This is a genomic window from Streptomyces sp. SGAir0957, from assembly GCF_043523415.1.
Genome location: NZ_CP027293.1, coordinates 4,183,235 through 4,207,889, shown reverse-complemented (window position 1 = coordinate 4,207,889; position 24,655 = coordinate 4,183,235). Strand labels below are relative to the sequence as shown.

The 24,655-nt window shown below is 72.4% G+C and carries 17 protein-coding genes; 6 read left to right on the top strand and 11 right to left on the bottom strand.

All coding sequences use genetic code 11. The features are described from left to right. Positions 1–74: 74 nt before the first annotated feature. The 4 genes from C1N81_RS23640 to C1N81_RS23625 all read right to left on the bottom strand — a co-directional run bounded on the left by C1N81_RS23640 (position 75) and on the right by C1N81_RS23625 (position 6,777). Positions 75–2,828: an AfsR/SARP family transcriptional regulator gene (locus C1N81_RS23640; RefSeq protein WP_394432228.1), complete on the bottom strand. Its 2,754-nt coding sequence runs from the start codon at positions 2,826–2,828 to the stop codon at positions 75–77. A 127-nt stretch (positions 2,829–2,955) separates the two neighbouring features. Continuing rightward, positions 2,956–3,180, bottom strand: coding sequence for a DUF6458 family protein (locus C1N81_RS23635; RefSeq protein WP_394432226.1), 225 nt, complete (start codon positions 3,178–3,180; stop codon positions 2,956–2,958). A gap of 111 nt (positions 3,181–3,291) precedes the next feature. After that, complete coding sequence (locus C1N81_RS23630; protein ID WP_394432224.1) at positions 3,292–4,599, bottom strand: M18 family aminopeptidase; 1,308 nt, start codon at positions 4,597–4,599, stop codon at positions 3,292–3,294. Between the two features lie 339 nt (positions 4,600–4,938). Continuing rightward, complete coding sequence (locus C1N81_RS23625; RefSeq protein ID WP_394432222.1) at positions 4,939–6,777, bottom strand: acyl-CoA dehydrogenase; 1,839 nt, start codon at positions 6,775–6,777, stop codon at positions 4,939–4,941. Positions 6,778–7,002: 225 nt separating this feature from the next. Here C1N81_RS23625 and C1N81_RS23620 point away from each other — a divergent pair, with 225 nt between their 5' ends. The 3 genes from C1N81_RS23620 (at position 7,003) to C1N81_RS23610 (ending at position 9,821) form a co-directional block, all read left to right on the top strand. Continuing rightward, positions 7,003–7,464 (top strand): SseB family protein, encoded by a 462-nt coding sequence (locus C1N81_RS23620; protein WP_394432220.1) that lies wholly within the window; start codon positions 7,003–7,005, stop codon positions 7,462–7,464. Positions 7,465–7,591: 127 nt separating this feature from the next. Continuing rightward, the gene (locus C1N81_RS23615; protein ID WP_394432218.1) at positions 7,592–8,557 is read left to right on the top strand and encodes a pirin family protein; all 966 of its coding nucleotides are present in this window, start codon (positions 7,592–7,594) and stop codon (positions 8,555–8,557) included. Positions 8,558–8,723: 166 nt separating this feature from the next. Continuing rightward, a complete protein-coding gene (locus tag C1N81_RS23610) occupies positions 8,724–9,821 on the top strand; it encodes an AI-2E family transporter (RefSeq protein ID WP_394432216.1) in 1,098 nt (365 codons plus the stop codon). On the opposite strand, the gene C1N81_RS23605 is transcribed toward C1N81_RS23610, so the two are convergent. Next, the gene (locus C1N81_RS23605) at positions 9,749–11,944 is read right to left on the bottom strand and encodes an ATP-binding SpoIIE family protein phosphatase (protein ID WP_394432214.1); all 2,196 of its coding nucleotides are present in this window, start codon (positions 11,942–11,944) and stop codon (positions 9,749–9,751) included. The genes C1N81_RS23610 and C1N81_RS23605 overlap by 73 nt on opposite strands. Positions 11,945–12,079: 135 nt before the next feature. Between C1N81_RS23605 and aspS the strand changes: the two genes are divergently transcribed. After that, on the top strand, positions 12,080–13,846 hold the full coding sequence (gene aspS, locus C1N81_RS23600; protein ID WP_394432212.1) for an aspartate--tRNA ligase: 1,767 nt from the start codon (positions 12,080–12,082) through the stop codon (positions 13,844–13,846). A gap of 135 nt (positions 13,847–13,981) precedes the next feature. Next, positions 13,982–14,956, top strand: coding sequence for an intradiol ring-cleavage dioxygenase (locus C1N81_RS23595; RefSeq protein WP_394432210.1), 975 nt, complete (start codon positions 13,982–13,984; stop codon positions 14,954–14,956). Positions 14,957–14,975: 19 nt separating this feature from the next. Here the strand turns inward: C1N81_RS23595 and metG are convergent, their stop codons facing one another. The 3 genes from metG to C1N81_RS23580 all read right to left on the bottom strand — a co-directional run bounded on the left by metG (position 14,976) and on the right by C1N81_RS23580 (position 20,215). Continuing rightward, positions 14,976–16,703 (bottom strand): methionine--tRNA ligase, encoded by a 1,728-nt coding sequence (gene metG, locus C1N81_RS23590; RefSeq protein WP_394432208.1) that lies wholly within the window; start codon positions 16,701–16,703, stop codon positions 14,976–14,978. Between the two features lie 182 nt (positions 16,704–16,885). Then, positions 16,886–18,979, bottom strand: coding sequence for a VWA domain-containing protein (locus tag C1N81_RS23585; protein WP_394432206.1), 2,094 nt, complete (start codon positions 18,977–18,979; stop codon positions 16,886–16,888). A 156-nt stretch (positions 18,980–19,135) separates the two neighbouring features. After that, positions 19,136–20,215, bottom strand: coding sequence for a LysR family transcriptional regulator (locus tag C1N81_RS23580; protein WP_394432204.1), 1,080 nt, complete (start codon positions 20,213–20,215; stop codon positions 19,136–19,138). Positions 20,216–20,405: 190 nt separating this feature from the next. Here C1N81_RS23580 and snpA point away from each other — a divergent pair, with 190 nt between their 5' ends. Beyond that, a complete protein-coding gene (gene snpA, locus C1N81_RS23575; RefSeq protein WP_394432202.1) occupies positions 20,406–21,086 on the top strand; it encodes a snapalysin in 681 nt (226 codons plus the stop codon). A 31-nt stretch (positions 21,087–21,117) separates the two neighbouring features. Here the strand turns inward: snpA and C1N81_RS23570 are convergent, their stop codons facing one another. From C1N81_RS23570 to C1N81_RS23560, 3 genes are all read right to left on the bottom strand, one after another. Further along, entirely contained in the window at positions 21,118–23,109 is a 1,992-nt protein-coding gene (locus C1N81_RS23570) for an FUSC family protein (RefSeq protein WP_394432201.1), read from the bottom strand. 49 nt (positions 23,110–23,158) lie between these two features. Next, positions 23,159–23,572: a DUF7144 family membrane protein gene (locus C1N81_RS23565; protein WP_394438178.1), complete on the bottom strand. Its 414-nt coding sequence runs from the start codon at positions 23,570–23,572 to the stop codon at positions 23,159–23,161. Between the two features lie 104 nt (positions 23,573–23,676). Then, the gene (locus C1N81_RS23560) at positions 23,677–24,621 is read right to left on the bottom strand and encodes a hypothetical protein (protein ID WP_394432199.1); all 945 of its coding nucleotides are present in this window, start codon (positions 24,619–24,621) and stop codon (positions 23,677–23,679) included. Positions 24,622–24,655 lie beyond the last annotated feature (34 nt).

Sequence of the window (24,655 nt, the reverse complement as noted above, 5' to 3'; positions counted from 1 at the left end):
TGCGCCCGCTCGGTCCTGCGGGCTGCTGTGTGTCCCACCTTGCCCAGCGCTGTCGCCGTCCGGTCGCCGACGCGCTATCGCCTCGTCGCCGTTTGGCTGTCGACCCGTGTGAGCTGCGCTTTCGCCCGCTGGATGCCGTCCTCGAAGCTCTGGCGCACCGCGTCCTCGTACGCCTGACGCAGACATGTGCGGGCCTCTTCGGCGCGGCCCAGGCCGAGCAGAGCGGTGCCGCGCGAGATCCGGAGCAGGGTCTGCCGCAAGGGGGCGAGTCCTTCGGCGGCGGCGCCGGGCAGGGCGAGGCCGCGCTCCGTGCAGTCGAGCACGGCCTCGTGGTCGCCGAGGGCGAGGAGGCGACGGGCCCGGTGCTCCAGGGCGAGCAGCTCGGTCAGGACGTCGGCGGCGGCGCGGGCCAGGTCGGCGGCGCGCGTGAGGTGGGCGAGGGGTTCGGGGCCCGCCGCCCCGGCGCGGTCCAGGGCGACGGCGAGGTTGACCAGGGCGGTGGCCTCGCTGGACGGGTCGCCCGCGCGCGCGGCGAGCGCCGGGGCCCGCTCCAGGTGCTCCAGGGCCTGGACGAGCCGGCCCTCCTCGGTGAGGACCCAGCCGCACAGCGCCCGGATCCGGGCCTCGGCGTCCGGGTCGCCGAGCCGCACGGCGGCGGCAAGACCTTGTTCGAGCAGCGGCATCCAGTCGTCGCGTACGTAGCTGACGACGGAGGGCCATTGGAGGACGACGAGGCGCCAGGCCCGGTCGTCGTGCCCGGCGGCGCGGGCGGCACCGGCGGCGGCGGCGAGGTTCTCCCGCTGGGCGGTGAACCAGCCGAGCGCGGCGGCCCGGTCGGGCAGCGGTGGTCCGCCCAGGTCGGGGCGGACGTCGGCGGGCAGGACGCAGCAGGGCCGGTCGTCGGGTTCGGCGACCGAGGTGGCGCGCAGGGCGGTCCGCACGTAGTGGTCGAGGAGGCGGACGAGGGGTTCGCCCGGTTCGGTGTCGGAGGCGGTCGGCGCGTCCTCGCGGGCGGGCCCGCGCGCGTAGAGCCGTACGAGGTCGTGCATCCCGTACCGGCCCGGGGCCCGTTCGGTGATGAGGTGGGCGGCGGCGAGCCGGTCGAGGGCGGTGGCCGCGTCGGCGGGCGGGGTGCCGGTGAGGGCCGCGGCGGCGTACCGGTCGAGGTCGGGGCCCGGCAGGTCGCCGAGGCGGCCGAAGAGGGCCCTGGCGTCGGCGGGCAGGGCGAGCAGGGTGAGCCGGAGCGCGGCGGCGACGCCGGTGTCGTCGACGTCGAGGAGGGCGAGGCGGCGCTGCTCGTCGGCGAGTTCCTCGGCGAGCGGCGCGAGCGGCCACCGCGGCCGGGCGTTGATCCGGGCCGCCACGACGCGCAGCGCGAGCGGCAGGCCCGCGCACAGGGCGACGAGCCGGGCGGCGGCGGCCGGTTCGGCGGCGAGCCGCTCCTCGGCGCCGGTGGCGGCGGCGAGCAGCGCGGCGGAGGCGGGCCCGTCGAGGACGCCCATGTCGACGGTGCGGGCGAGTTCGCTGACCGCGAGCCCGTCGAGCCGCAGCCGCGACGTGACGAGCGCGGCGCCGCCGGGGCCTGCCGGGAGGAGCGGGCGGACCTGGGCGGCGGTGCGGGCGTTGTCCAGGACGACGAGCAGCCGCCGCTCCTCGGTGTGCGAGCGGTAGGCGGCGGCCAGCGCGCCCTGTGTGTCCGGCAGTTCGCGGGGCGCGACCCCGAGGGCGATCAGGAATTCGCGGAGCACGTCGGCGGTGTCGGGGGCGCCGGGGTCGCCGCTGGACTCGTCGTCGAAGCCGTGCAGGTCGGCGAAGAGGACGCCGTCGTAGTGCGGGCGTGCGGCGTGCGCCCAGTGCAGGGTGGCCGCCGACTTGCCGACCCCGGCGGGCCCGGTGACGACGACCACGGCGTGCTCGCGCCGCGCGGCGGCGGTGAGCGCGGCCAGCTCCCGGTCCCGGCCGACGAACCCGCGCGGCGGACGCGGCAGCAGGTCGGGGCCGTCCGCGCGGGGCGCGGGAGCGGCCGGGGGAGCCGGGGCGGGGGCCGGTTCGGGGGGCGCGGCAGGGGCCGGGACGGGGACCGGGGTCCGGCAGCCCGCGAGGATCTCCGCGTACGCCTCGCGCAGCGCCGCGCCCGGATCGATCCCGAGTTCGTCGGCGAGCAGGGTGCGGGTGCGGTGGTACTGGTCGATCGCGTCGGACTGGCGGCCCGAGCGGTACAGCGCCCGCATCAGCGCGGCCGCGAGCGACTCCCGCATCGGGTGGGCGACGGCCTCGGCGTGCAGCAGGGAGGCGGCGCGCGCGTGGTCGCCGAACTCGCCGTAGGTGCGCGCCAGGTGCTCGACCGCCGAGATCCGCGCCTCCTCCAGGCCGTCCGCCGCGACCCGCAGCGGGCCGGCCGTCGCGACGCCGACGAGCGCGGGCCCGTGCCACAGGGCGAGCGCCTCGCGCAGCAGGGCCGCCGCGTCGTCGGGGGAGCGCTGGTCGTGGGCGAGCCGGACCAGCTCCTCGAAGCGGTGCGCGTCGAGCAGCGACTCGGGCATCTCCAGGACGTACGCGTCGCCGCGCGTGACGAGCCGCACGTCCCACAGGTCGGCGCCGCCCTGCGCGAGCAGCGCCCGCAGTCGCGACACATGGCCCTGTGCCACGGTCCTGGCCCGCGCGGGCGGCCCCTCGGGCCACAGCGCGTCGATCAGCTGATCGAGGGGGACGGCCCTGTTGGGCTGCAGCAGCAGCGCCGCGAGGAGGCTGCGCCGCTTGGCGGGGCCGAGCGGCAGCTCATCGTCCCCGGTGGCCACGGCGACCGCGCCGAGCAGCCGGAACTCCACGGCGTCGTCCCCCTCCACAGGCCTGAAAACCGAGGTGATCAGGGTACGTGGAGGGGGCTACCGGGGAGTACGTGGCGCCGGGCACATGGCTGGTACCGGCCGTATGGCTTCGGGAGGCCGCGGGGCCTCAGATGCGCCGGTGCCGCTCGTCCTCGATCACGGTCGTCTGGGTGGGCGGCACGACCATGTTCCTGCGCCGTCCGACGCTGCGGAACACGAAGAGGCCGATCGCACCGACGATCATGAAGATCCAGCCGACGAGCGTGAGGTTGACCCCCTTCATGTGCCAGTCGGTCGCGAAGCTGAGGATCGCCCCGACGGCGATCAGGATGATGCAACCTCCCATGCTCATGAGGTCCGCCTCCCCAAAGTTGTCTGTCACGTGGGTACTTGAGGGCTCCGGGTACCCGGAGCGCCTCGCATCACACGGCTGTTCGGGAGACAGGGTGGGCCGGCGGGATTCTCAGCCCTCCAGGAACGCGGTCAGCGCGTTCGCGAGGAGGTACGGGTCGTCGGCGCCGCACAGTTCACGGGCGCTGTGCATCGACAGGATCGCGGCGCCGATGTCCACGGTCTTGATGCCGTGCCGGGCGGCGGTGATCGGGCCGATCGTGGTGCCGCACGGCATGGCGTTGTTGGAGACGAACGACTGGAACGGCACGCCCGCCTTCTCGCACGCCGCCGCGAACACGGCCCGGCCGCCGCCGTCCGTGGCGTACCGGTTGTTGACGTTGACCTTGAGGATCGGGCCGCCGTTCGCGCGCGGGTGGTGCGTGGGGTCGTGGCGCTCGCCGTAGTTCGGGTGCACGGCGTGCCCCGTGTCCGACGACAGGCACACGGTCCCGGCGAAGGCCCGCGCGCGGTCCTCGTAGGAGCCGCCGCGCGCGAAGACGGAACGTTCCAGCACGGTGCCGAGCAGCGGGCCGTCCGCGCCGGTGTCCGACTGCGACCCGTTCTCCTCGTGGTCGAAGGCGGCGAACACCGGGATGTACGGCAGGGCGCCCGCCTCGTCGCGCTTGCTCACCTCGACGAGCGCGGCGGTACAGGCGTGCACGGACAGCAGGTTGTCCATGCGCGGGCCCGCCACCAGCTCCTTGTCGCGGCCCAGGTAGGCGGGCGCCTCGACGGGGTACGTCATGAGGTCCCAGCCCGTGATCGAGCGGCGCTCCAGGCCGTACTCGTCCTCGACGAAGCCCAGCAGATCACCCTCGCGCACATCACCGCCCAGGCCCCAGATGGGCTGCATGTGGCGCTGCTTGTCCAGCTTCAGACCGTCGGCGGTGACGGAACGGTCCAGGTGGATCGCGAGCTGCGGGACGCGGAGGAGCGGGCGGTCGATGTCGACGAGCCGCTCACTGCCGTCCCGCAGCGAGATCCGGCCCGCCAGGCCGAGATCCCGGTCCAGCCAGGAATTGAGCAGCGGGCCGCCGTAGACCTCGACGGCGACCTGGCGCCAGCCGTTGCTCCCCATGTCCGGCTGCGGCTTCACCCGCAGGTTCGGGGAGTCCGTGTGCGCGCCGACGATACGGAACGGGGTGTGCGGGTGCGCTCCGCTCGGCACGTACCAGGCGACCACGGCGCCGCCGCGCGTCACGAACTTGCCGCCGGTGGTGCCGTCCCAGGCGTCGACCTCCGCGACCTGCTTGAACCCCGCCTCCTCCAGACGCGCGGCCACGGTCGCCACGGCGTGGTACGGCGTGGGGCTCGCCGCGAGGAAGGTCATCAGGTCGTCGGTGTGCCCGCGATCGAAGGGGGCCTGGGGGTTTGCCATGCGGCCAGGGTAGTGCGGTCCGCTCCGCGCGATCTGGGCGGTTACGCGTGGCGCGGCTCTTGGGGTGACCGATTGCGCGGTTCCCCCGCGCTTCGGGGGGCCCGCCCCTTTCGCGGGTACTGACGGTGCGGCGCCGTCGTGGCTGGTCGCGCCGTTCCCCGCGCCCCTGGCATGCGCACTTCGTGCGCCATTTCAGGGCCGGTTACGCGAACGCGCCCCTGAAGCTGCGGCGGAGCCGCATGTCTTCAGGGGCGCGGGGAACTGCGCGACCAGCCACAACGGCGCCGCGGATGGGTGACGGCCCGACGGGCCTCGGTCGGGGTCTGGCAGCGGCGGAGCCTAGAACGCCGCTTCGTCGAGGTCCATGACGTCAAGGCCCGACTCACTCGTGGCCTGCGCCAGCTTCCGCGCCCCGATGACACCGGGCAGGACATTCGCCGCGAAGAACTTCGCCGCCGCGATCTTGCCCTGGTAGAAGGGCACGTCCTTACCGGCAGCCCCGGCGGAGAGCGCCTCGGCAGCCACCGCCGCGCCCTTCAGGAGCAGGTAGCCGACGACCACGTCGCCGGACGCCATGAGCAGCCGCGTCGTGTTCAGACCGACCTTGTAGATCGACTTGACGTCCTGCTCCGTGGCGGCCAGATCCGTGAGCATGACGCCCACGATGGCCTCCAGCTCGACGGCCGCCTTGGCCAGGGACTCGCGCGCGGCGCTCAGCTCCTCACCGCCCGTCTCGACCGCGAGGAACTTCTTGATCTCCTCGGCGAGACCGTTGAGCGCGGCACCCTGGTTGCGGACGATCTTCCGGAAGAAGAAGTCCTGGCCCTGGATGGCCGTCGTGCCCTCGTACAGCGTGTCGATCTTCGAGTCACGGATGTACTGCTCGATCGGGTACTCCTGGAGGAACCCGGAGCCGCCGAACGTCTGGAGGGACTGCGCGAGCTGCTCGTAGCCCTTCTCGGAGCCGTAGCCCTTGACGATGGGCAGGAGCAGGTCGTTGAGCGCGTGCTCGGTCGAGGCGTCCTCGCCGTTCGCCTCCTTGACCTGGATCGCGTCCTGGACGGTGGCGGTGTAGAGCACGAGGGAGCGCATGCCCTCGGCGTACGCCTTCTGCGTGAGCAGGGAGCGGCGGACGTCGGGGTGGTGCGTGACGGTGACCTTGGGCGCCGTCTTGTCCATGAACTTGGCGAGGTCGGGGCCCTGGACGCGCTCCTTGGCGTACTCCAGGGCGTTCAGGTAACCGGTCGACAGGGTCGAGATCGCCTTCGTGCCGACCATCATGCGGGCGAACTCGATGATGCGGAACATCTGGCGGATGCCGTCGTGCTTGTCGCCGATCAGCCAGCCCTTGGCGGGGTGCTGGTCGCCGAAGGTCATCTCGCACGTGTTGGACGCCTTGAGGCCCATCTTGTGCTCGACGTTGGTCGCGTAGACGCCGTTGCGCTCGCCCAGCTCGCCGGTCTCCCAGTCGAACTCGAACTTCGGGACCAGGAAGAGGGAGAGGCCCTTGGTGCCCGGGCCGTGGCCCTCGGGGCGGGCGAGGACGTAGTGGAAGATGTTCTCCGACATGTCGTGCTCGCCGGACGTGATGAAGCGCTTCACGCCCTCGATGTGCCAGGAGCCGTCGTCCTGCTGGACGGCCTTGGTGCGGCCTGCGCCCACGTCGGAGCCGGCGTCCGGCTCGGTGAGGACCATCGTCGAGCCCCACTGCTTCTCGACGGCGATCTCGGCGGCCTTCTTCTGCTGCTCGTTGCCCTCCTCGAAGAGGATGCCGGCGAACGCCGGGCCTGAGGCGTACATCCAGATCGCCGGGTTGGCGCCCAGGATCAGCTCGGCGTGGGCCCAGATCAGGGAGCGCGGCGCGGTGGTGCCGCCGATCTCCTCGGGCAGGCCGAGGCGCCAGTACTCGGCGTCCATGAACGCCTTGTAGGACTTCTTGAAGCTGGCCGGGAGCGGCGCCGTGTTGGTCTCCGGGTCGAAGACGGGCGGGTTGCGGTCGGCGTCCGCGAAGGATTCGGCCAGGTCGTTCTCGGAGAGGCGGGCGACCTCTTCGAGGATGCTCTTGGCCGTGTCGACGTCCATGTCCCCGAACGGGCCGGTGCCGTACAGCTTGTCGCGGCCGAGCACCTCGAAGAGGTTGAACTCGATGTCGCGGAGATTCGACTTGTAGTGCCCCATGGCGACGGCTCCGTAAAGGCTCAGGGAGGTAGACCCGCGGCGTGGGGCCCGTTCGTGTCGGGCTCCGGGATCGTCCTCGTACGCGTACCAACTAGTAATCCCCAGGATGCTACCCGTCGGTAATAAGACGCAACCCCTGACGCGTGAACTGTGACGAACGAGCCGTAAGTGGCCGGATCCGCTGCCGGGCCCACCGCCTCCCCGGCCCTCGGTAGGCTTTGCCCCATGTACGGATACGAGCAGCACGCAGGAGCTGCCGGCCAGCAGTACGCGCCGCCGCAGCAGGGCGGGTACGGGCAGCAGGCGCCGCCGCTGTACCCGGAGCCGTCGCCGCCCTCGCTCGCCGACGCGGTCCGCGCGTTCACCACCGGCTCGATGTCCGCCGAGGACTTCCAGCAGATCTTCGCCTCGTCGAAGGTCTACTGCCCGCGCGGCGACAATCCGGGTTTCCTCGCGCTGCACAACACGCAGCAGCCGGTGATCCCGATGTTCTCCACGCTCAAGGAGCTGCGCCGGTACGCGGGCAAGGAGTCCAAGTACTTCGTGATCACCGGCGCCGAGGTGATCGACCTGCTGCCCACCGGGTACGGCTTCGTCCTCGACATGGAGGGCGAGCACCGGATGGTCTTCGACGCGAAGGCCGTCGAGCAGATGGTCGACTTCGCCATGCGCCGTATGTACGGCTGATACGCGCCACCCGCACACGCTGCCGGACGCCCGGAGGGAATTCCCTCCGGGCGTTCCGCGTTCTGGGTGGCAGAAAGTTCTACGTTCAACTAAAGTTGAGGCACGAGGACGCCAAGGAGGCCCCAAAATGCCCGCTGTGACCGTCGAGAACCCGCTGACCCTGCCCCGTGTGGCCGCGCCGGCGGACGCCGTGGCGCGCCCCGTGCTCACCGTGACGACCGCCCCGAGCGGCTTCGAGGGCGAGGGCTTCCCGGTGCGCCGCGCGTTCGCCGGGATCAACTACCGCCACCTCGACCCGTTCATCATGATGGACCAGATGGGTGAGGTGGAGTACGCGCCGGGCGAGCCCAAGGGCACCCCGTGGCACCCGCACCGCGGCTTCGAGACCGTGACCTACATCATCGACGGCACCTTCATCCACCAGGACTCGCACGGCGGTGGCGGCACCATCACCAACGGCGACACGCAGTGGATGACGGCAGGCTCCGGCCTGCTGCACATCGAGGCCCCGCCGGAGTCCCTCGTCATGTCCGGCGGCCTCTTCCACGGCCTCCAGCTGTGGGTGAACCTGCCCGCCAAGGACAAGATGCAGAACCCGCGCTACCAGGACATCCGCGGTGGCCAGGTCAAGCTCCTCACCACGGCCGACGGCGGCGCGCTGCTCCGCGTCATCGCCGGTGAGTTCGACGGCCACGAGGGCCCCGGCATCACGCACACGCCGATCACGATGGTGCACGCCACCGTCCGCCCCGGCGCCGAGGCCACCCTGCCCTGGCGCGAGGACTACAACGGGCTCGTGTACGTGCTCGCGGGCCGCGGCTCCGTCGGCGCCGAGCGCCGCCCGATCCACGCGGGCCAGACCGCCGTCTTCGGCGCGGGCTCGTCCCTGACCGTGCGCGCCGACGAGTCCCAGGACGGCAACACTCCTGACCTGGAGGTCGTCATCCTCGGCGGCCAGCCGATCCGTGAGCCCATGGCCCACTACGGCCCGTTCGTCATGAACACCAAGGCCGAGCTGCAGCAGGCCTTCGACGACTTCCAGGCGGGCCGCCTGGGCGTCATCCCGTCGAAGGAGCGCCTGCCGCACACGTAACCGGACCGCCGCACACACGCCCCACCGTGTGCGTCCCCGAACCGACGGCCCGCCGACTCTGCACCCGGCGGGCCGTCTTCCATGCCGTGACGCCTCGTCACCCGCTCGTCACCCGCGCGGACCCGTCCAGCGGGTGAACGGCCGCCGGTCATGATCGTCTGGCCGGGTGCCGACCCGTCAGCAGCTCCTCCCCGAACCCGCCCGCCGCGTCGCCGCCTGGTGCGCGGTGGCCCTGCTCGTCGCCGGGGTCGCCTGGGTCGGGATCCGGCTCTGCGTCGAACTCAAGACGGCCGTGGTGCCGGTGCTGCTCGCGCTGCTCGGCACCGCCCTGCTGCGCCCCGTCTACCTCGCCCTGCGCCGCGCGAAAGTGCAGCAGTCCCTGGCCAGCGGCCTGACCTGCGCGCTGATCCTGATCGTTGTCGGCGGCGCCGGATACATCGTGGTCGCGGCGCTCATCGACACCGGCGACCAGATCGTGGCCTCGGTGAAGACGGCCGCCAACGACCTCTCCGACCGGTTCGGCACCGGCGCCGTCGACTTCGACCACCTCGCCGACAGCGCCCAGGACCTGCTCAAGAAGTACGGGGGCAGCGCCGCGTCCGGCGTCATCAGCGGGCTCAGCGTCGTCGGAGAGGTCGTCGCCATGGCGGTCCTCGCGCTGCTGCTCTGCTTCTTCTTCCTGCGCGACGCGGGCCGCTTCCGACGCGCCCTGCGCCAGGGCGCGCCACACAACGGCGAGACCCTGGAGGCCATCGCCCGCCGCTCCTTCAACTCCATCGCCGGGTTCATGCGCGGCACCACGATCATCGCCCTCATCGACGCCACCTGCATCGGCGTCGGCCTGCTCATCCTGCGCGTCCCGGGCGCGGTCGGCCTCGCCGCACTCGTCTTCGTCGGCGCCTACATCCCCTACCTCGGCGCCTTCATCTCCGGCGCCGTCTCGGTGCTCGTCGCGCTCGCGGACCGCGGATTCGTGATCGCCCTGTGGGCGCTCGGCGTGGTCCTCGCGGTGCAGGTGCTCGAAGGGCACATCCTCCAGCCCATGATCCAGTCGCGGACGGTGCAGATGCACCCGGCGGTGGTGCTGCTCGCGATCACCGGCGGTGCCTCCGTCGCCGGAATCCTCGGGATGCTGCTCGCGGTGCCGCTGACGGCCGCAGCGTTCGGCATCGTGAACGAGCTGCGAGAACGCTACGGGGCCGAAGACGGCGGCGTTTCACGTGAAACAGCCGGTTCCTCGCCCACGGCGCCCGAAGGCTCGTAGAGCTCGAACCAGATGCACTTGCCCTCGCCCTGCGGATCGACGCCCCACCGCTCGGCGAGCAGCTCCATGAGGACGAGGCCGCGGCCCGACGAGGCCAGCTCCCCCGGCCTGCGCTTGTGCGGCAGGTTGTCCGAGGCGTCCGCGACCTCCACCCGCAGCCGCCGGGCGCCCTCCGCGTCCTTGGCGACCTCGGCGACGAGCAGCGCGTCGCCGTCCGTGTGCACCAGGACGTTGGTGACCATCTCGGAGACGAGCAGCGCCGCCGAGTCGACCTGGTCGTCGTCGGCCCAGTCGTGCAGCAGCTCGCGCAGCTGCTGGCGGGCGGCGGCGATCCGCTCCGGCTCGGCCTGCGCGATCGTCATCGCCGTGCGGCGACCGGCCGACGGCTTGCTCGACTGGAGCGTGCGGCGCAGGAGCAGCAGAGCTATGTCGTCCTCGCGGCGATCGACGAGCGGCCCCGTCGTGTGGTGCGAGGACGGCCCGTGCACGGCCTGGACGAGGGTGTCGGCCAGCTCCTCCAGGGAGTCGGCGGGGCCCGTCTCCAGGGTCTTGCGCACCCGGGCCCAGCCCGTGTCGAGGTCGTGCCCGCCGGTCTCGATCAGGCCGTCGGTGCACAGGAGCAGCGTCTCGCCGGGCTCCAGGACCAGCCGGGTCGTGGGGTAGTCGGCGTCCGGGTCGATGCCGAGCGGGAGCCCGCCGGCCGTGGGCCGCATCATGACCGTGCCGTCGGCCATCCGTATGGCCGGGTCGGGGTGTCCGGCGCGGGCGATCTCCAGGACACCGGTCGCCGGGTCGGCCTCGACGTAGAGGCAGGTCGCGAAGCGCAGGTCGTCCGGGTCGCCGCCGCCCACCGTGTCGCTGATGCCGTTCAGGAAGCGGGAGGCGCGGGAGAGGACCGCGTCGGGGCGGTGCCCCTCGGAGGCGTAGGCGCGCAGGGCGATGCGGAGCTGGCCCATGAGCCCGGCGGCGCGCACGTCGTGGCCCTGCACGTCGCCGATGACCAGGGCGACCCGGCCGCCCCCGGCCTCCGTCCGGCCGGCCCCGCCCGGCAGCGGGATGATGTCGTACCAGTCGCCGCCGACCTGGAGGCCGCCGCCGGTCGGCACATAGCGGGCCGCGATGCCGAGGCCGGGGATCTCGGGGCCGAGGTTCGGCAGCATCGACTTCTGCAGGCCGTCCGTCAGCTCCCGCTCCGACTCGGCGACCCCGGCCCGCGACAGGGCCTGCGCCAGCATCCGCGCGACCGTCGTCAGGACCGACCGCTCGTCGGGGGTGAACGACACCGGGTAGGCGAAGCCCGCCATCCACGCGCCGATCGTCCGGCCCGCGACGACCAGGGGCAAAAACGCCCACGACTTCCGCCGGAACCGGGCGGCCAGCGGCCAGGCCGCCGGATACCGCTTCTGGTACTCCTCGGGCGACGACAGGTAGACCGCGCGCCCGGTCCGGCAGACCTCGGCCGCCGGGTAGTCCGTGGACAGGTCCATATCGGTGAAGGGGTGCCCGGAGTCCGCCTGCTGCCCGTAGTGCCCGATGACGGTGAGGCGGTCGCCGGAGACGCCGAACACCGCGAGGCCCTCCGGGGAGAAGCCGGGCATCGACAGGCCCGCCGCGACCCGCAGCACCTCCTCCGTCGAACCGGCCTCGGCGAGCGCGCGGCCCGCGTCCAGCAGGAACGCCTCGCGCGAGCGGCGCCAGTCACCGGTGACGGGGGCGCGGGCTGCGGCGCCGGGTGGCGGCTCGGAGACCTCCTGAAGCGTGCCGATCAGCTCGTAGGAGTCCGGGCCCTCGCCGGTCAGCACCGGCTTGGATCGGCTGCGCACGGTACGGATGACGTGCCCCAGCTCGTCCATGACGCGCAGCCGGGCCTCGGCGAGGGTGCCCTCGGCGACGGCGAGCTGGACGATGCCGTCGACCTCGTTCCAGTCCACGGGGTGGAAGCGGGCCCTGACCCCGGACTCCGAAAGGGTGACCGGACGCCCGTCGGGGGAGGGCATCCCGATCAGCCGGGCGGCCTCCACGTCGAACGTGACCAGGCCCGTCCGGTTGTCCCACCGCCACAGGCCGGTCGCGAGAGCGGCGAGGACGTCCTCCACCGGAGGAAGGGGCTCACCAGTGCGCATGGCCCCACTCTAAGAAGAGGTGATCGCACACGGCCACCGAGACTTGTTGGCGGCCGATCTTGAGGCGGCCGGTACCCTTGGGGGAACCGGGCTGTCACCCCGGAACCCCGAAACGCGAAGGCTGGATGAACGACGATGCATCGGTACAGGTCCCACACCTGCGGCGAGCTCCGCGCCACTGACGTCGGTGCCGACGTCCGGCTGAGCGGCTGGCTGCACAATCGCCGAGACCTGGGCGGCATCCTCTTCATCGATCTCCGCGACCACTACGGCATCACGCAGCTCGTCGCCCGGCCCGGCACCAAGGCCGCCGAGGTCCTCGACAAGCTCACCAAGGAGACGGTCGTCCGCGTCGACGGCAAGGTCGTCTCCCGCGGCGCGGACAACGTCAACCCGGAGCTGCCCACCGGCGAGATCGAGATCGAGGCCGCGGAGGTCGAGGTCCTCGGCGCCGCCCAGCAGCTGCCGTTCCAGATCAATCAGGACGACGGGGTCGGCGAGGAGCGCCGCCTGGAGTACCGCTTCCTGGACCTGCGCCGCGAGCGCATGCACCGCAACATCATGCTGCGCTCGGCCGTGATCGCGGCCATCCGCGCCAAGATGGTCGCCCTCGGCTTCAACGAGATGGCGACGCCGATCCTCACCGCGACCTCCCCCGAGGGCGCCCGTGACTTCGTCGTCCCGTCCCGCCTGAACCCCGGCAAGTTCTACGCGCTGCCGCAGGCCCCGCAGCAGTTCAAGCAGCTGCTGATGATCTCCGGCTTCGACCGGTACTTCCAGATCGCGCCCTGCTTCCGCGACGAGGACGCGCGCGCGGACCGCTCGCCGGGCGAGTTCTACCAGCTCGACGTCGAGATGAGCTTCGTCGAGCAGGAAGACGTCTTCCGCCCGATCGAGAAGCTCATGACGGAACTCTTCACGGAGTTCGGCGGCGGCCGCGAGGTCACCTCCCCGTTCCCGCGCATCCCGTTCCGCGAGTCGATGCTGAAGTACGGCAGCGACAAGCCGGACCTGCGCGCCAAGCTCGAACTCGTCGACATCACCGACATCTTCGAGGGCTCGGAGTTCAAGGCGTTCGCGGGCAAGCACGTGCGCGCGCTGCCCGTGCCGGACACCGCCTCGCAGTCCCGCAAGTTCTTCGACGGCCTGGGCGACTACGCCGTCGAGCAGGGCGCCAAGGGTCTTGCCTGGGTGCGCGTCGCCGAGGACGGTTCGCTGACCGGCCCGATCGCCAAGTTCCTCACCGAGGAGAACGTGGCGGAGCTGACGAAGCGCCTCGGCCTGGAGGCCGGGCACGCCGTCTTCTTCGGCGCGGGCGAGTTCGACGAGGTCTCCAAGATCATGGGCGCGGTCCGCGTCGAGGCCGCCAAGCGCGCGGGCCACTTCGAGGAGGGCGTCTTCCGGTTCTGCTGGATCGTCGACTTCCCGATGTACGAGAAGGACGAGGAGACCGGCAAGATCGACTTCTCCCACAACCCCTTCTCGATGCCCCAGGGCGGCATGAAGGACCTGGAGGAGAAGGACCCGCTGGACATCCTTGCCTGGCAGTACGACATCGTCTGCAACGGCACGGAGCTGTCCTCCGGCGCGATCCGGAACCACGAGCCCGAGATCATGCTCAAGGCGTTCGAGATCGCGGGCTACGACCGCGACACCGTCGAGGCCGAGTTCGCGGGTATGCTCCGCGCCTTCCGCTTCGGCGCCCCGCCGCACGGCGGGATCGCCCCCGGCGTCGACCGCATCGTCATGCTCCTCGCCGACGAGCCCAACATCCGGGAAACCATCAGCTTCCCGCTGAACGGCAACGCGCAGGACCTGATGATGGGCGCCCCCACCGAACTGGACGAGTCGCGCCTGCGCGAACTCAACATCCAGCTGCGCAAGCCGGTGGAGAAGAAGTAACGCTCCGCTGACCGACGCGATACGAGGGGCCCGGAACCGCTGGACGGTTCCGGGCCCCTCGGCGTCGCCGGCTCACATGGAACTCATAGCTCTCACTCATCTCTCTGACAGGGGGCGCCTCTAGCTTTCACGGCCATGACGGACAACGAGTTACCTCAAGAGATCGGAAACGGGCCGGAGTTGTCGCGGCGGAAGATCGTCGTCGCCGGTGGGGCGGCCGTCGCGGCGGTCGCTGTCGGGGGCGGGGTCGCCTTCGCCGGGCAGTCCGGGCAGTCCGGGCAGTCCGGGGCGGTGGGGGCGGTCGGGCGGGAGGAGTGTTATCGGCTCACCGCCGAGAGCATCGAGGGGCCGTACTACATCGACGCCGACAAGATCCGCCGCGATGTCACCGAGGACAAGGAAGGCATCCCGCTGATCCTGCGCCTCAAGGTGATCGACAGTGAGAGCTGCCGGCCGCTCAAGCACGCCGCCGTCGACATCTGGCACTGCGACGCGCTCGGGATCTACTCCGGATACGAGGACGCGTCGCAGGGCGGGCCGCCGGGAGGACCCGGTGGGCCGGGCGGGCCCGGTGGTACCGGGTCGCCCACCGAACCGCCCACCGAGCCGCCGCCCGGCGGGGGCGGTGGGCCCGGGAAGACGGAGCCCACCGACGACCACCGGTACCTGCGCGGCACGTGGCTCACCGACCGGCACGGCCACGTCGAGTTCAAGACGATCTTCCCTGGCTGGTACCGGGGCCGCGCCGTGCACATCCACACCAAGGTGCACGTCGGCGGCAAGCTGACCGAGAGCGGCTACGAGGGCGGGCACACCTGCCACACCGGCCAGCTCTACTTCGACGAGGCCGCCGTGCTCGCCTCCGCCGAGGTCGCCCCCTACTCCACCAGCACCACCGAACGCACCACGCTCACCGAGGACACCATCTACGACCAGAGCGGCGTCAGCGGCGGGCTGCTGCGGCTGCGGTACAAGAAGGGGCGGATCGCGCGCGGGGTCGTCGCGTCCCTCACCGTAGGGGTGGATCCGGAGGCGACGCATGAGGGGCAGGACGGGGGAATTCCCGGAACCGGGACCACCTCGCCGGCCCCCTCACCCTCCACCTCCTGACGGACGATCCGCGCGCCGCCTACTCGGGGGCGCCGCCGAAGCGCTCCTTGTACGACTCCAGGTCCTCGTCCGTGATCTTCGCGAAGAGGACCGGGGGGACGGTGAAGGCGGTGCCCGCGGGGACCAGGGTCAGGGACTTCGCCTCGTCGGCGCTGATCCAGGTGTGCGTGTCGTCCGTGAGGGCGAACGCCGCCCGCATCGCCGCCGCCGACGACGGGATGAACGGCTCCGAGACCACCGAGTACAGGTGGATCAGGTTCATCGCCGTACGCAGGGTGAGGGCGGCGCCCTCCGGGTTGGTCTTGATCTCCAGCCAGGGGGCCTTCTCCTCCAGGTAGGAGTTGCCCGCCGACCACAGGGCGCGCAGCGCCGCCGCGGCCTTGCGGAACTGGAGGGCCTCCATCTGGGTCTCGTACTCGGCGAGGAGCTCGGCGATCTGCTCGCCGAGCTTCGTCTCCGCCTCGCCCGCCTCGCCGCCCGCCGGGACGTCGTCGCCGAAGCGCTTGCGGGAGAAGGACAGGACGCGGTTGACGAAGTTGCCGAGGGTGTCGGCCAGGTCCTTGTTGACCGTCGCCGTGAAGTGCTCCCAGGTGAAGGACGAGTCGTCCGACTCCGGGGCGTTGGCGATCAGGAAGTAGCGCCAGTAGTCCGCCGGGAGGATCTCCAGGGCCTGGTCGGTGAAGACACCGCGCTTCTGCGACGTGGAGAACTTGCCGCCGTAGTAGGTCAGCCAGTTGAAGGCCTTCAGGTGGTCGACCTTCTTCCACGGCTCCCGGATGCCCATCTCGGTGGCCGGGAACATGACGCTGTGGAACGGCACGTTGTCCTTCGCCATGAACTCCGTGTACCGGACGTCGGAGGCGCCGGCCGGCTCGTACCACCAGGACTTCCAGTCGCGGGTCTCACCGTCGGGGGCCGCGTCCGCCCACTCCTTCGTCGCGCCGATGTACTCGATCGGGGCGTCGAACCATACGTAGAAGACCTTGCCGTCGGCGGCCAGCTCCGGCCAGGTGTCGGCCGGGACCGGGACGCCCCAGTCCAGGTCACGGGTGATCGCGCGGTCGTTCAGGCCCTCGGTCAGCCACTTGCGGGCGATGGAGGACGAGAGCTGCGGCCACTCGTCGGCGACCTCGTCGATCCACGCCTCGACCTCGCCCTGCAGCTTCGACTGGAGGAGGAAGAGGTGCTTCGTCTCGCGGACCTCGAGCTCGGTGGAGCCGGAGATCGCGCTGCGCGGGTTGATCAGGTCCGTGGGGTCCAGGACGCGGGTGCAGTTCTCGCACTGGTCGCCGCGGGCCTTGTCGTAGCCGCAGTGCGGACACGTGCCCTCGACGTAGCGGTCCGGGAGGAAACGGCCGTCGGCGGGCGAGTACACCTGGCGGATGGCCCGCTCCTCGATGAACCCGTTCTCGTTCAGGCGGCGGGCGAAGTGCTGGGTCAGCTCCGCGTTCTGCGGCGACGAGCTGCGGCCAAAGTGGTCGAACGCGAGCGCGAAGCCGTCGTAGATCGCCTTCTGCGCGTCGTGCGCCTGCGCGCAGAACTCCGCGACCGGCAGACCCCGCTCCTTCGCCGCCAGCTCGGCGGGGGTGCCGTGCTCGTCCGTCGCGCAGATGTACAGCACGTCGTGGCCGCGGCGGCGCAGGTAACGGGCGTACACGTCGGCCGGGAGCATGGACCCCACCATGTTGCCCAGGTGCTTGATCCCGTTGATGTAGGGAAGGGCGCTGGTGATGAGGTGTCGAGCCATCGGAGGCTGCTCCCAAGTCGTGACGATGTGGTGCGCGCAGTGACGGGATCCGTGTTCCGGCTGCGGGATGTGAATCCAGAAATCGTAGCCGACATGGGGCGGCCGCCCGCGCGGTGTTTTACTGCGCGGACGGCCTGGGGTACGGCGTGCCTTTCCGGCGGGGCCTTCTGTACTACGACGCCCTACGGGCGCCAGGCCGCCAGCACACCCTCGTACAGCTCCGCGTCGGTCAGCTCGCGCGGGGCCGGGCCCGCGTGGAAGAACGCGGCGTTGTCCGCCTTCAGCTTGCGGAGGTAGTCGAAGCCCTTCGCGTCGTGCTCGCCGAACGCCACGAACTGGAAGAACAGCGGGTGGCTCGCCGCCTTCGCCAGCGCCTCGTTCGCCGGGCGCTGGGTGTCCGGGGGGCCGTCCGTCTGGAACACGACCAGCGCCGGGACCGTCGGGTCGTCGCTCTTCGCGTGGTGCGCGACGACCTCCTCGACGGCGCGGTGGTAGCTCGTGCGGCCCATACGGCCCGCCGCCTCGTGCCACTCGTCGATCTTGCCCTCGTACGCGTCGTCGAAGGTCAGGTCGCCGGTCGCGTCGATGTCCGTCGAGAAGAACACGGTGTGGACGGTGGGGGTGTCGCGGTCGTCCAGATGCGCGGCCAGCGCGAGCGTCTGCTCGGCCAGGGCGCTCGCGGAGCCGTCCTTGTAGTAGGGCCGCATCGACCCCGACCGGTCCAGTACGAGGTAGACGCGGGCGCGGGCCCCCGCGAGGCCCCGCGCCTCCAGGGCGTCCCCGGCGGCCGCGAATGCGGCGGTGAGGCCCTTCGGGGTGGCGGGCCTGGACCCTGAGGGGGTCTTTTCGGCGGGCTTGGCTTCGGCTTCGGCTTCGGCCTTGGCGGTGGCGGTGGCCGCCTTTGCCGGGGCCTTCGGCTTGGCGGGCTCGGCCTCGGCGGCGGCGGTTTTCGCCGGGGCCTTCGCCTTGGCGGTCTTCTTGGCGGGCGCCTTGGTCGCGGCCGCGGTCTTGGCCGGGGCCTTCTTCCGCGCGGCGGGCTTCGACTTGCCCGCGTCGGCCTCCGGCTCGGCCGGGGCGTCCGTAGCGGCGGAGCTTGCGGCCTCCGGCGCCGCCGGGTCCGCCTGGGCGGCGCTCGCGGACTCGGCCGGGGCGGCCTCCGTCCCGGGGGCCGTCGAGTCGGCCCCGCTCGCGGACCGGTCCGGGGCCTCGGCCGAAGCCGCAGCACCCTCCGGGGCCTCGCCGGCGTCAGCGCCCTCGGCGGCGGTAGCGGTCGGGGCCGCGGTCTTGGTCGAGTTGTCCGCCTTCGCGGGGCGCTTGCCGTTGTCGGCGTCGGCGTCGGCGTCCGCGTCGGCTTCGGCCGCGTCGGTCGGGGTGGCTGCCTTGGCGGCAGCCTTCGTCGCCGAACTCTCGGCCTCGCCCGCGTCGGCGTCCTTGGCCGGGGCCGCCGTCTTGGCCGAGTCGTCCGAGGTCGCCGGGGCCTTGGCCTCGTGCGCGGTGGCGGTTTCGGTCGGGGTGGTGGCTTTGGCGGGGGCCTTCGTCGCCGAGGCCTTGGGCTGGCCCGCGTCGGCTTCCTTGGCCGGGGCGGCCGCCTCGGCCGCACCATCGGTCGTGCCCGCGACAGCCTTCGTAGCCGAGCCCTTGGCCCCGTCCGAGCCCTTGGCCTCGTCTGCACCCTTGGCCTCGCCCGCGTCGGCGTCCTCGCCCGCCTTGGCGCCCTCGGCCGGGGCGGCTGCCTCGGCCGGGGCTGCTGCCTCCGCAGCGCCCTCCGTCGCGGTGCTCTTGCCCTCAGCGGCGTCTTCCACCGCGGTGCTCTCGGCCTCGGCGGCGCCATCCCTCGGCGCGCTCTCGTCCCCGCCGGCGTCAGCCACCGGCGCCGCCGTTCTGGGCGGCTCGTCCGGCGACGACGCCTGCGCCGGGACCGCCACGTCGGGCTGGCCCGGTGAGGTCGGGACCGCCGCGTCGGGCTGGCCCGGCGATGACGGGGTCGGCGCGTCGGACTGATCCGGTGTCGTCGGATCCGGTGTCGTCGGATCCGGTGTCGTCGGGTCCGGTGTCGTCGGGTCCACCGGGCGGGACGGTTTCGGGACCGTGACGTTGTCGAAGGCGGCGGCCACCAGGTCGTCGGCCTCGCCCCGCGACGGTGCGGGGACCGTCGGCCGGGAGGGCGGCTCGGTGGGCGCGGAGCGCGTGGCTTCCGGTTCGCCCGCGGCAGCCGGCTCCGTGTCCCTCTTTCGGGACCGCCCGAACGCGTTCCGCAGCAGATCCAGAATGCCCATGTGCGCAACCTTCCGCATGAGTTGGTCCCCGAACGTCCCTGGAACCCCTGGCCAGGGCGGACACGTAAGGTTAGCCGCCGTGGGAGGCGATCTTGGGAAGGGTCCGCCGACGATCCCCCCGACAGGGCGCCCGTTTCACCCCGTGCGGAGGACCCCTCACACCGGGTCCCGCACAGAACCTCGTACTGAATCCCGCACAGAACCTCGTACTGAATCCCGCACAGAACCTCGTACTGAATCCCGCACAGAACCCCGCACAGAATCCCCCATCGGGCCCGCCACCGGCCCTTGCTCGGGGATCGCCGCCGCGTCCTCCTGGAAGTCGTACGCCGGTGCCTGCCGGGCGGCCTCCCCGTACGCCGCCCGGAGATCCGGCAGCACCACGTCGAGCAGCGACTGGCTTCGGGCCGCCAACAGCAGCCGCACGCCCACCGGGTCGCCGTGGAGGGGGCGGATCGCCATGTCGGTGCGGGCGCGGGAGGTGGGCTGGCACAGGGCGACGACCTCGCCCGTCGCGACGAGGGACGCCGCCGTCAGGTAGTCGCCGTGCAGGACGCGCGGCTGGAGGCCGGCCGAGCGCAACGCCCGCAGCAGGCCGTCCCATTCGCCGTCCACCGTGGGGTCGACCATCCACCGGTCGCCCGCCAGGTCGGAGAGGCGCACCACGCTGCGGCCCGCCGCCGGGTGGTCCGTCGACAGGGACACGAACTGCGGTTCCCGTTCGACGAGGACCCGCCAGACGAGCCCCGGCGGCATCCGCAGCGGGCTGCCCTCCACTTCGTGGACGAACGCCACGTCGAGCCCGCCCTCCGCGACCTGCCGCAGCAGCGCGTGCGCGGAGACATCGACCCGCAGGGTCGGTTCCGTGCTCAGGAACTCGGGGTTGTCGCGGAGCCGCCGCAGCCAGCCCGGCAGCGCCCGGCTGGCCGTGGAGCCGATCCGGAGCCGGCCGGGGCCTTCGGCGGTCGCCGCGGCGACCGCGCGGGCCTCGTCGACGAGTGTGCTCAGGCCGTCGACGAGCGGGCGGGCCCGGGTGAGCAGGACGCGGCCGAGGGGTGTGGCGCGGCACCCGGTGCGTTCCCTCGTGAAGAGCGGCCCGCCCAGGAACGCCTCGATCCGGCGCAGCTGTGTGCTGAGCGCGGGCTGTGTCAGGCCCAGTTGGCGTGCGGCCTTGTGCAGGCTGCCGGCGTCCTCGATCGCGCACACGGCGCGCAGGTGCCGTATGTCCAGCTCCATGGGCGCTGAGCGTAAGCCGAGCGCGGGTGCCGCACCAGTACGTCCCCGCGCCACTCTTCACCGGGCCCTGCCGCCATGGGCCGCCCCTTCAACCGCCAACCACCCAAAACCCCTTACCGGCCCGATAACACCGTGCTATCCCCAAGTGCCATCATTCCCAGCCGCCCCTCCCGCCCCCACACTCGCTTGCATGACCATGACAGCACCCCCCACAGTCATCCGTCTCCTCGCGTGCGCCTTCGGCGCGGGCCTCACCGTCACGGCGCTCGCGGCCGGCCCGGCCACCGCGCAGCCCGCGCCCCAGGAGCGGGCGGAAACCGTCAGAGCGGGCTACACCGGCTCCGCCGAGGACGCCGCCGCCAACAAGGCGTTCTTCGAGGCGGTCGTGAAGTCCGTCGCCGAGCAGCGCGCCGCGAACCCGCTCGCCGCCCAGGTCACCGTCACCTACAACGCGTCGCAGGCGCCGTCCTTCCGGACGCAGATAGCGAACAGCACGTCGATCTGGAACTCGTCGGTGTCGAACGTCAAGCTCGCGTCGACGACCGGCACCGGCAACTTCTCCTACTACGAGGGCAACGACTCGCGCGGTTCGTACGCGTCCACGGACGGGCACGGCCGGGGCTACGTCTTCCTCGACTACGCGCAGAACCGGCAGTACAACTCCACCCGCGTCACCGCCCACGAGACCGGGCACGTGCTCGGCCTGCCGGACCACTACTCGGGTCCGTGCAGCGAGCTGATGTCGGGCGGCGGCCCCGGCACGTCCTGCACCAACGCCTACCCGAACGCCACCGAGCGCTCGCGCGTCAACTCCCTGTGGGCCAACGGCTTCGCCAAGGCCCTGGAGAAGGCCGGGGCCGAGCTCAGGTAGCGGCCACCTCACCCTCCCCACCAGGGCGGGTCTACGGACGGACCGTCTCCGCCGTGGGCCCGCCCCGTACCCCGATCGCCCGCGCGGCCGCCACTTCCTGGCGTACGTGCTCGAGGACACCGGCCCGGGACCCGGACCCCGTCCCGGCACCCGGCTCGCCGAAGTCGGCCCGTACCTCCTCAAGGACCACCGAGTCCCGCAAACCTTGCGCCAACTCCCGCAGCTGCCGCACCACTTGTTCCACCTCGGCATACGACGGCGGAGCCGCCCCGTGCCGGACCCTGACCCGCGCCGCGGTCGTCGCGTCCACGATGCGCTCGACCGCGACGACGAGGGGCCACCACGCCGCCGCCCGCCTCCCCGTGGGCGGCGGCTCCGTGAGCGCCCGCTGGAACTCGGTGCGGATGACGGACAGGTCCCGGTACAGGCGGCGCCGCATCCGGGCCCGTACGGCCGGTTCCCTCGTCTCGCCGAACGCGCGCTCCACGTACGCCGCCGTGTCGGCGACCGCGTCGGCGAGCCGGTCGCCGATCCGTGTGTGCCAGCTCTCCGGCCACAGCAGGTAGCCAGCTACGAGGGCGATCGCGCACCCCATGAGGCTGTCGAGGAGGCGCGGTCCGAGCAGCGCCGTGCCCTGGTGGTTGAGGAGGTCGGACAGGAGCAGGATGACCGGGGTGATGGCCGCGGTCTGGAAGGCGTAGCCGCGGGGCGTGAGCGCGGGGATGAGCGGCGCGAGCACCATCATCACCGGCACGTCCCACCAGCCGACCGGCACCTCCGCGAGGACGGCCGCGGCGACGACGAGCCCGGCCGCCGTGCCGAGGGCGCGAAGGACCGCCCGCGAGAAGACGGACCCGAAGTCGGGCTTCATGACGAACGTGATGGTCAGCGCCACCCAGTAGGAGCGCGGCACCGGCACCGTCGACACCAGGATCTGGGCTAGGCCGATGCACAGGGCCAGGCGCGAGCCGTAGCGCCAGGAGGCGCCGGACAGGAGCACGTTGCGGGCGCCCCGGCGGGCGCGGACGCGCAGGGCGGCCGGGTGGCCGAGGCGGTCGTCGACGTTGGTGAAGTCGTTCTCCCCGGTGCGCGCCGCGACCTCCGCCGCGTGCCGCACCGCGTGGTCGAGGGCGCGCGCGGCGGGCCCGTCGGGCTCGGGCAGGACGAGCGACGTGGCGTCGGCGGGCCGGCCGGCGGCGATGGCGCCGGCGAGCGCGCGCACCGCGTCCGGCACCTGCGGCGGCAGCGGCACTCCGCACTGGTGGACGGCGGGCGCCGCCTCGACCACCGGGGTCACCGCGTTCAGCTGGGCGACCAGGCGTACCTGTTCGGGGTTGCGGCCGTGCGTGCGGGCGCGGCGGGCGAGGACGAGGTCGTAGGCCTGGTTGAGGGACTGCGTGACGGCGTGGCGGGCCTCCGCGTAGGCGAGGGGGTCCTGGCTCGCCGCCTCCAGGAGGTGGGCGACGCCCCGGTACGTCGACGCGACCGCCGCCCGTTCGGGAACACCGCCGCGCAGCGGCCAGGCGAGCAGCGCGAAGAGCAGGACGAGCGCGCCGCCGCTGGTCATGAGGAGAGGGGCGAGCCACCACTCGCCCGGCATCGGCAGGCCCGCGCCGACCACGCAGTTGAGCAGGAGCAGCAGACCGGCGACGGAGGCGACCGCGCCGATCGTCGAGATCATCCCGGAGACCAGCGCGACCGCCGTGACCGCCGCGACCGCGATCCACCCCTGCCCGTTCACCAGCGTGCCCACCGCGACGCCCACGGCGCCGAACAGCTGCGGGACCGCGATGTTCAGGATGCGCATCCGGTACGCGTCCGCCGTGTCGCCGATGACACCGCTGAGGGCACCCATGGAGGCGAGCGCCCCGTAAGCGGTGTGCCCGGTGGCCAGGCCCACGGCGAGCGGCACCGCCATGGCGACCGAGGCCCGTGCCACGGCGGGCCAGGGCACCGGCGCGCGCTGCGGCTTGAGCGTTCTGACCAGCCAGTCGGGGGGTGTCAGGCGGCGGCGGGGCGGCATACGACCAGTATGCGATCTTCGCCACCGCCGCCGTCGGGTACGCGGGCGGTCACACGGTCTTGCGCCGGTGGCCGTCGTGGTGCGCGAGCGCCCAGATCACGAAGACGCCGATGCCGATGGAGATGACGGACCAGACGGGCGCGTACGGCAGGAAGAGGAAGTACTCGACGACGTACAGGGAAGCGAGCGCGATGCCCGCGCCGCGTGCCCAGTCGGCGCCCTTGAGGATGCCCCAGCCGGTGAGGGCGACGAGGATGCCGAGGATCAGGTGGATCCAGCCCCACGCGGTGAGGTTGAACGAGTAGACGTAGTCGCCGACCCGCGCGAACACGTCGTCCTTGGCGATGCCCGCGATGCCGTCGAGGATGCCGAGGACGCCGCTGACCAGCATCAGGACACCGGCGAAGACGGTGCCGCCCGCGGCCCACCCGTCGTCGTCCCCGCGCTTTCGCGACCCGGCCATGGGGTCGGGGTTCGGGTCCGGGGCAGGGGGCGGCGGCGTGTGGGGCGGCGGTGTGCCGGTCGGCGGGGTGCCGGGCCGCGGGGTGCCGGGGGGAGTCGTCTGGCTCATGAGGAGGCCCTCCTCGTCTCGGGCCTCGTGCCACGGCTCGTACGCGCGGCACGGCTCGTATACGGGGAAGGCTCGTCCGGCTCGGGGCCCGCGGCATCCCGGGTACGGCCGAACGGGTGAAACCGGGTCAGCCACGCCGCCACCGCGACCGCCGCGCCCACCCCCACGATCACCCAGGACACGGTCCGCATCGACGCCGTCAGCGCGTCGTACACCGCGCCCGCCGTCGCCTTGTCCGCGTCGCTGTCGAGGTCGCCGAGGGTGAGGGAGCGGGCGATCGTCAGCGCGAGGAGCAGCGCGGCGGCGCCGAGGGCCATGCCGAGCGCGGTGGCGGCGACGGCGCGGCGCCGGCGCGGCGCGAGCAGCAGGCCCGCGACGGTGAGGACGAGGGCGGCGAGCGGCGGCCACGGTCCGGCGACCTGGAGCAGGTGGAAGCTCCGGCGGAGCTTGGCGAACTCACCGGCGGACAGGACGGTGATCTCGGTGTGTGTGACCGGGATCTGCGCGGCGAAGGGCACGCCGTCGTCCTCCAGCCGCTGCTTCACCTGCTTCGTGACGGGTGCGAGGTCGAGGGTGACGGCGCCGGTGCCGCCCTCGTCGAGGGCGCGCTGCACCGCGTCGTGGGCGGCACGGTTGGCGGTGTCCCACGCGCCCTTGTAGGCGTCCGTGCCGGTGAAGGAGACGACGGCGTCGTGCAGGTACTGCTCGACGGTGGACTGCAGCGGCCCGACGCTGATGTTCTTCATGATCCCGGTGGTCACCGCGTCCCCGACCGTGTTCCGCACGTCCTCGTCCGTGGCGAGCGGCGCCATCGTCGACACGTACCGGTCGCTGTCCCCGATCTCGTACTTGGCCCAGGTGGACAGCGTGCCGAGGGGGACGAGGAGGCAGGCGAGGACGAGGAGCACGGGGGCGAGCGCGGCGCGGACGGTGCGGTTCACCCTTCAAGGCAAGGCCCCCCGCGCGCGAGCCGCG

Coding starts and splice junctions, on each gene's coding strand:
- C1N81_RS23635 (WP_394432226.1), bottom strand. CDS start 3,180: ATGAGCATGGGAGGTTGCATCATCCTGATCGCCGTCGGGGCGATCCTC.
- C1N81_RS23630 (WP_394432224.1), bottom strand. CDS start 4,599: ATGGCAAACCCCCAGGCCCCCTTCGATCGCGGGCACACCGACGACCTG.
- C1N81_RS23625 (WP_394432222.1), bottom strand. CDS start 6,777: ATGGGGCACTACAAGTCGAATCTCCGCGACATCGAGTTCAACCTCTTC.
- C1N81_RS23620 (WP_394432220.1), top strand. CDS start 7,003: ATGTACGGATACGAGCAGCACGCAGGAGCTGCCGGCCAGCAGTACGCG.
- C1N81_RS23615 (WP_394432218.1), top strand. CDS start 7,592: ATGCCCGCTGTGACCGTCGAGAACCCGCTGACCCTGCCCCGTGTGGCC.
- C1N81_RS23605 (WP_394432214.1), bottom strand. CDS start 11,944: ATGCGCACTGGTGAGCCCCTTCCTCCGGTGGAGGACGTCCTCGCCGCT.
- aspS (WP_394432212.1), top strand. CDS start 12,080: ATGCATCGGTACAGGTCCCACACCTGCGGCGAGCTCCGCGCCACTGAC.
- C1N81_RS23595 (WP_394432210.1), top strand. CDS start 13,982: ATGACGGACAACGAGTTACCTCAAGAGATCGGAAACGGGCCGGAGTTG.
- metG (WP_394432208.1), bottom strand. CDS start 16,703: ATGGCTCGACACCTCATCACCAGCGCCCTTCCCTACATCAACGGGATC.
- C1N81_RS23585 (WP_394432206.1), bottom strand. CDS start 18,979: ATGGGCATTCTGGATCTGCTGCGGAACGCGTTCGGGCGGTCCCGAAAG.
- C1N81_RS23580 (WP_394432204.1), bottom strand. CDS start 20,215: ATGGAGCTGGACATACGGCACCTGCGCGCCGTGTGCGCGATCGAGGAC.
- snpA (WP_394432202.1), top strand. CDS start 20,406: ATGACCATGACAGCACCCCCCACAGTCATCCGTCTCCTCGCGTGCGCC.
- C1N81_RS23570 (WP_394432201.1), bottom strand. CDS start 23,109: ATGCCGCCCCGCCGCCGCCTGACACCCCCCGACTGGCTGGTCAGAACG.
- C1N81_RS23565 (WP_394438178.1), bottom strand. CDS start 23,572: ATGGCCGGGTCGCGAAAGCGCGGGGACGACGACGGGTGGGCCGCGGGC.